Annotated in this window: 5 protein-coding genes and 1 pseudogene; 3 read left to right on the forward strand and 3 right to left on the reverse strand. The window is 36.6% G+C overall.

Annotated elements, in window-relative coordinates; translation table 11 throughout:
• Positions 1-272: 272 nt before the first annotated feature.
• Both MZO40_RS16545 and MZO40_RS16550 read right to left on the reverse strand, forming a co-directional pair.
• A complete protein-coding gene (locus MZO40_RS16545; RefSeq protein ID WP_252133454.1) occupies positions 273-848 on the reverse strand; it encodes a TetR/AcrR family transcriptional regulator in 576 nt (191 codons plus the stop codon).
• 163 nt (positions 849-1,011) lie between these two features.
• On the reverse strand, positions 1,012-1,926 hold the full coding sequence (locus tag MZO40_RS16550) for an IS30 family transposase (protein WP_161313467.1): 915 nt from the start codon (positions 1,924-1,926) through the stop codon (positions 1,012-1,014).
• Positions 1,927-2,071: 145 nt separating this feature from the next.
• Between MZO40_RS16550 and MZO40_RS16555 the strand changes: the two genes are divergently transcribed.
• Together MZO40_RS16555 and MZO40_RS16560 are read left to right on the forward strand one after the other, a co-directional pair.
• On the forward strand, positions 2,072-2,932 hold the full coding sequence (locus tag MZO40_RS16555; protein ID WP_252133455.1) for a Sir2 silent information regulator family NAD-dependent deacetylase: 861 nt from the start codon (positions 2,072-2,074) through the stop codon (positions 2,930-2,932).
• Entirely contained in the window at positions 2,925-4,244 is a 1,320-nt protein-coding gene (locus tag MZO40_RS16560) for a cupin domain-containing protein (protein WP_252133456.1), read from the forward strand. The genes MZO40_RS16555 and MZO40_RS16560 overlap by 8 nt, the downstream gene beginning before the upstream one ends.
• 120 nt (positions 4,245-4,364) lie before the next feature.
• Here MZO40_RS16560 and MZO40_RS16565 read toward each other — a convergent pair whose 3' ends face one another.
• The gene (locus MZO40_RS16565) at positions 4,365-4,886 is read right to left on the reverse strand and encodes a transposase (protein ID WP_080474104.1); all 522 of its coding nucleotides are present in this window, start codon (positions 4,884-4,886) and stop codon (positions 4,365-4,367) included.
• Here MZO40_RS16565 and MZO40_RS16570 point away from each other — a divergent pair.
• A pseudogene (locus tag MZO40_RS16570) lies at positions 4,875-4,991 on the forward strand (transposase); the annotation flags it as partial. The gene MZO40_RS16565 and the pseudogene MZO40_RS16570 overlap by 12 nt on opposite strands.

A 4,991-nucleotide genomic window follows, 5' to 3' on the forward strand; every position in this document is an offset into this window, starting at 1 on the left:
AAATGTTTGCCATATAAAGAAAACATCCAGTATAACAACTGGGTGTTTTTATTTATGAAAGGTGTAAGGATAAGGTTGAAGGTTCGAATCTTTAGTCAGCACTAGATAGAGTCTAATAGCCTGCTATAACGGCATTTATGGTCGTTATAACAGGCTATTTTACGTTAAAAAACGTTATTTTTCATTTAATACAAGATTTAAAGCATGTTAAGAAGTAGTACATCTTATATTTAGTGAAAGAAAAGTTATTATCTAGATTATTAAGGATTGTTTTAATTAAGAGCATTGTAACCGTTTAAGGTAAAATTGTTAATAAGCTGTACATCATGATACCATTTATTATTTTTTCTAAACTGGTTAGCACGATTAACCACAAAAGAACCATGGAGAGTGTATAAAAACAATGTTTCTGCGTCTTCCTTGGATAATCCAGTCTTTTCTTGAATTGCAGGAACTACTCGGTTGCGCTCACAGATCATAATTCGCCCGACGATATATTCTGTCAATTCAGGGTCCAGAAGTAATTTACGATATTTTTCACTTGAACCTACCCTTTGGCAGGCCGGTATCAAAGATTCGTTTTCTTTAAGATAATCAATGCTAAAATTACTGATCTTAAGATAATCTGGTGAGGTCATCTTGATTGCATCATCAAGAATAGTGTTCAAAACATCATTAATCGATTTAAAATGTAAATAAAAAGTTGAGCGACTTATGTCAGCAACTTTACAAATCTCTTTTATTGATATTTTTGAGTATGGTTTATCCTGGATTAGCTCCAAGAAACTATCTTTAATTACATTGACTGTATATATTGTTCGCCTGTCTATTCGATTTGAATTTTTCATTACTAACTTCACGATCCCTTTACAGATTATTAATTACTATATTTTATTATTGACAATTTCATAACGGTGTCCATAAATGAACAGCCTCGGAAAAATGTTATTCACTTCAAATATATAAGCAATTATAATTAATGGCAGATTGCAAGAAATAACTTGAACGAATTTAGTGACGTAGATTAAGCAAGAAGATCTCGATTGGTGTATGCCAATTAAGACATTTAAGTGGCCGTGAATTCAGATACCAATTGATTTGAACCAGTTGGTAATCACTTAGTTCTTCAATGGCTTGTCCCTTGGGAATAAACCGTCGCAAAACTCGGTTACGGTTCTCATTACTACCGCGTTCATGTGGTGAATAAGCATGGGCAAAATAAACCTGAGTACCTGTTAGCTGTTCAATTGTCTGGTAGTTAGCGAACTCTTTACCATGATACACAGTAAGCGTCTTGAGCTTGTCTTGAAGTTGACTAGCTAGTTCAAGTACGGCTTGAGTCATGGACTGACTGTCGCGACCATGGAGCCGTTTAACAATTGTCAGGCGACTTTTACGCTCCACAAAAGTAGCCACAGCTTGACCTTTACGTTTACCAGAAAGTACGGTATCAGCTTCAAAGTGGCCGAATTCCTGGCGAGTTTCGACTTTATGAGGCCGCTCCTCAATGGAGCGGCCGTGATTGAACGTACCACGCTTTTCTTTAGCACGATGACGACGAATTCCATGATCAGGCAAATCGGGCAACTGTATATCAAGCCATCCTTGATCAATCCAGTTATAGACCGTCTTGTAGGCAATCCCCACCACATGGGCAACTTGTTCAGGGGACCACTTCTGGACTTGAATCTTTTCCTCGATCAAGTGTTTAAGGTTTTTAGTGAGCGAAGACTTCCGCCCCCGTTGACTAACCTTTCGTTCAAAGTCAGTTTGCGCTAGCCCAGCCTGGTACTCACTATTTAGCCGGTGAAGTTCGTTAAAGATGGTGGTCTTACTAAAGTCTAAGTAGTTAGCGATGTATCGCAAGGAACGTCCTTCATTATGAAGCGTTTCAATGACAACACGGTTAAGGTCCTTCTTTCTAATGGATTGTGTGGTAACACCATTAAAGACCTTGATGGGTTTTTCTGTCCACTTAAATGTTCAACTTAAATTTTACAATCTGCCTAATCATATCATTTAACTACATTATGTTCAAAAATGGACATAGTATTCAATAAGGAGGAATAAAATGAATAGACTTGAAAATGTAGTAGCTCGAATTAATGATGCAGATGCAATTTTAATTGGAGCTGGTTCAGGAATGTCAAATGCCGCGGGAATGGATTTTTGGTATGAAGCTAGTCCATTATTTATGAAGTACATGAGTGACTTTTACCAAAAATATCACTTTGAAGGTATTTTTAAAGGATTCTATAACCGTTTTGAATCTCAAGAAGAGCGATGGGCTTATTTATTAAAAATGTTAAAAATGGTTTCAACCATTCCACCTCAAAATAGGGTATATGATTATCTAAAGACAATCATTGACAATAAGCCTTACCATATTATTACAACCAATCAAGATATGTTGTTCAAGAAATTCTTCCCAGAAGAACATGTCAGTGAAATCCAAGGATCATGGGGATTCTTTCAGAGTAAAAATACATTAACAGATAAAAATTTGTATCCTATCGATGGTTATTTAGATGAATTAATACCTAAAATCGTTGATAATCGTCTTCCAACTGAATTAATTCCTAAAAGTGAAGTTGATGGTACTCCCCTTATCCCATGGGTACGTGGTCCGGAATTTCTTGAAGATAAGAAATACTATGAAGAATACGAAAGAGCAAATCAGTTTCTAGGCAAATACCAGTTAAAGAAGATACTTTTCATTGAAATTGGGGTTGGTCGGATGACACCAATGTTTATACAAGAGCCATTCTGGGAAATGACCAACTACATGCCACAGTCATTCTATATTAATTTAAATCCTCGTGATGTCTTAACAAATCCAGCAATAAAAGATCGTTCACTGTTGATTAATAGTGATACGGCTAGGGCTTTACAAAATATTTCTGAATTAATCAAAGGAGGACAAAATGACTAACACGGTAAAAACAGCTCAACAATGGTTAAGTGATGCTGATGCTCTTTTAGTAACTGCTAGTAACGGTTTTTCAATTTCTGAGGGACTAAACTTATTTGCAAAGGACAGTAAATTGTCAACGGTTCTGGGTGACTTAGTAGAGAAATATAATTTACCAAATTTATTAGGAGCACTTAACTATAATTATCCCAATGAACTTGATAAATGGCGAGTTTATGCACGAATTGCAGAATACTATAATTATAATTACTATCCTGGTGAATTAATGGATAAATTACGACAGGTGATTGGTAACAAGCCTTATTTCATCTGGACATCGAATATCGATCACCATTTTGCGTTAGCTGAATTTGATCATCTTCTCGAAGTGGAAGGAAATTGGCAGACTGGCATCTGCTCTAAACACCCTAAAGAACACCCACTTGTTGATTTGAAGTCAACCCTTCATGAAATTTATAAAAAAGACCAAACTGGTACATTAACAGAAGATGATTTACCAACATGCGCAACTTGTGGAGAGAAACTATCACTTAATATTCCAGGTCCTGTATTTAGTATGGACCAAACACAGGTCAACGGCTTTGAGAACTTTTTAAATAATTATCAAGACAAAAAAATTCTTGTCTTAGAATTAGGAATTGGCCCACAAAATCGAATGATTAAGGCGCCAAGTATGCAATTAGTTGCAGGCAATAAGAGTAGCCGTTATATAACAATTAATAAGGGGCAGTTAAATATCCCTAGTGTTATTGCAGATCGCTCCATTGGTTTCTCATCAACAATTATCGAAGCATTTAATGCTTTAATAAGTGGTAAAGGTGAAGTTGAAACACAGGGGTCTGCTAAGCCGGCACCGCAATTATCTCCAGAAGATCAACAAAGACAAGAAAAAATCTTCAAAAACTTTTATCCATCTTATAGTGTAAATAAGGGTTATCGTCCAGGGGAACTTGTTATGTATACGACAATTGACCATGAACACCCATCACATTTGCATATGGTAAAGTACGGTAAGTCACTAATGTATTCATATGGTGATCCGGTTAATGTGCATTACTTTACTCAAGATGGTCATTATCACTTGGTTAAACTAGGTTTGAATAAGGATAATGATGAAGTTCACGGCTTTTATGTAGAGCCTAATACTTTTATTGCAATGGAAAGTGTGAAGAGAGCAACTGGATTTTCTCAAATTAGTGTCACGTTACCGTCATCATCTTCGAATGAAATTTTGATTCCGAAAAAGGAGCAATTAAAAAAGATGTTTCCACAGCAACAAGCATTAATTGAACGCTTGTCGGCAGACAATTGATTTTATAAATTATAGCCCCCAGATAGTAAGTTTTTGCGTAAGTACCGAATAACAACACGTATTGAAAAAAAGCGTCATGCACGACATCGGTTTTGATGTTACGCATGACGCTTGCTTATTTTAAATATGACATTGAGCCTGGGCCTCTTTTGCCCATGGTAAAAAGCCCTCAAGATCTTTGTTTTCACGATTCGGTAAGTGATCAAACAGATACTTGAAGTATTTATAGATGTTCAAATGATTCATTTTAGCTGTGCCGACTATCGTGTAATATACGGCACTAGCCTGGGCGCCACGAATGCTTTTCGCAAAAAGACTATTTTTACGAATTAACGTTGATGGCCGAATGGCCTGTTCCACTGGATTATTGGTCAATGGAACTTGGCCATTTTCAAAAATCCGATAGACTCGTGACTTTAACGCTAACGCGTTTTGAATGGCATTCTTTAATTTGCCTAGGGGCCGCCGGGCCTGACTAATGTAGTCATAAAATGAATCTAATAATAGCCTGATTCTTTTCCTTCGCTCTGCGGCTTTTTCTTCTTGAGTATGATATACTAAGTGCTTTTCCGTATGGAAAACCGACCTTAATAATGATACTGCCTGTTGGGCAATCGAAGATTTGGCAGGGCGATTATCTATGTCCTAAAAACAGGTTGTCAATGGCGACAAGTTCCAAGTGATTTTCCTGAATGGCATTCCGTCTATAATTACTACAAGCTTTGGTCTGCATCGCCTTTTGTCACA

The organism is Lactiplantibacillus sp. B652 (genome assembly GCF_023806745.1).
Lineage (GTDB): Bacteria > Bacillota > Bacilli > Lactobacillales > Lactobacillaceae > Lactiplantibacillus > Lactiplantibacillus pentosus.

Excerpts from the sequence above, each read along its gene's own strand:
- MZO40_RS16545 (WP_252133454.1), bottom strand. The coding sequence starts at position 848 with ATGAAAAATTCAAATCGAATAGACAGGCGAACAATATATACAGTCAAT.
- MZO40_RS16555 (WP_252133455.1), top strand. The coding sequence starts at position 2,072 with ATGAATAGACTTGAAAATGTAGTAGCTCGAATTAATGATGCAGATGCA.
- MZO40_RS16560 (WP_252133456.1), top strand. The coding sequence starts at position 2,925 with ATGACTAACACGGTAAAAACAGCTCAACAATGGTTAAGTGATGCTGAT.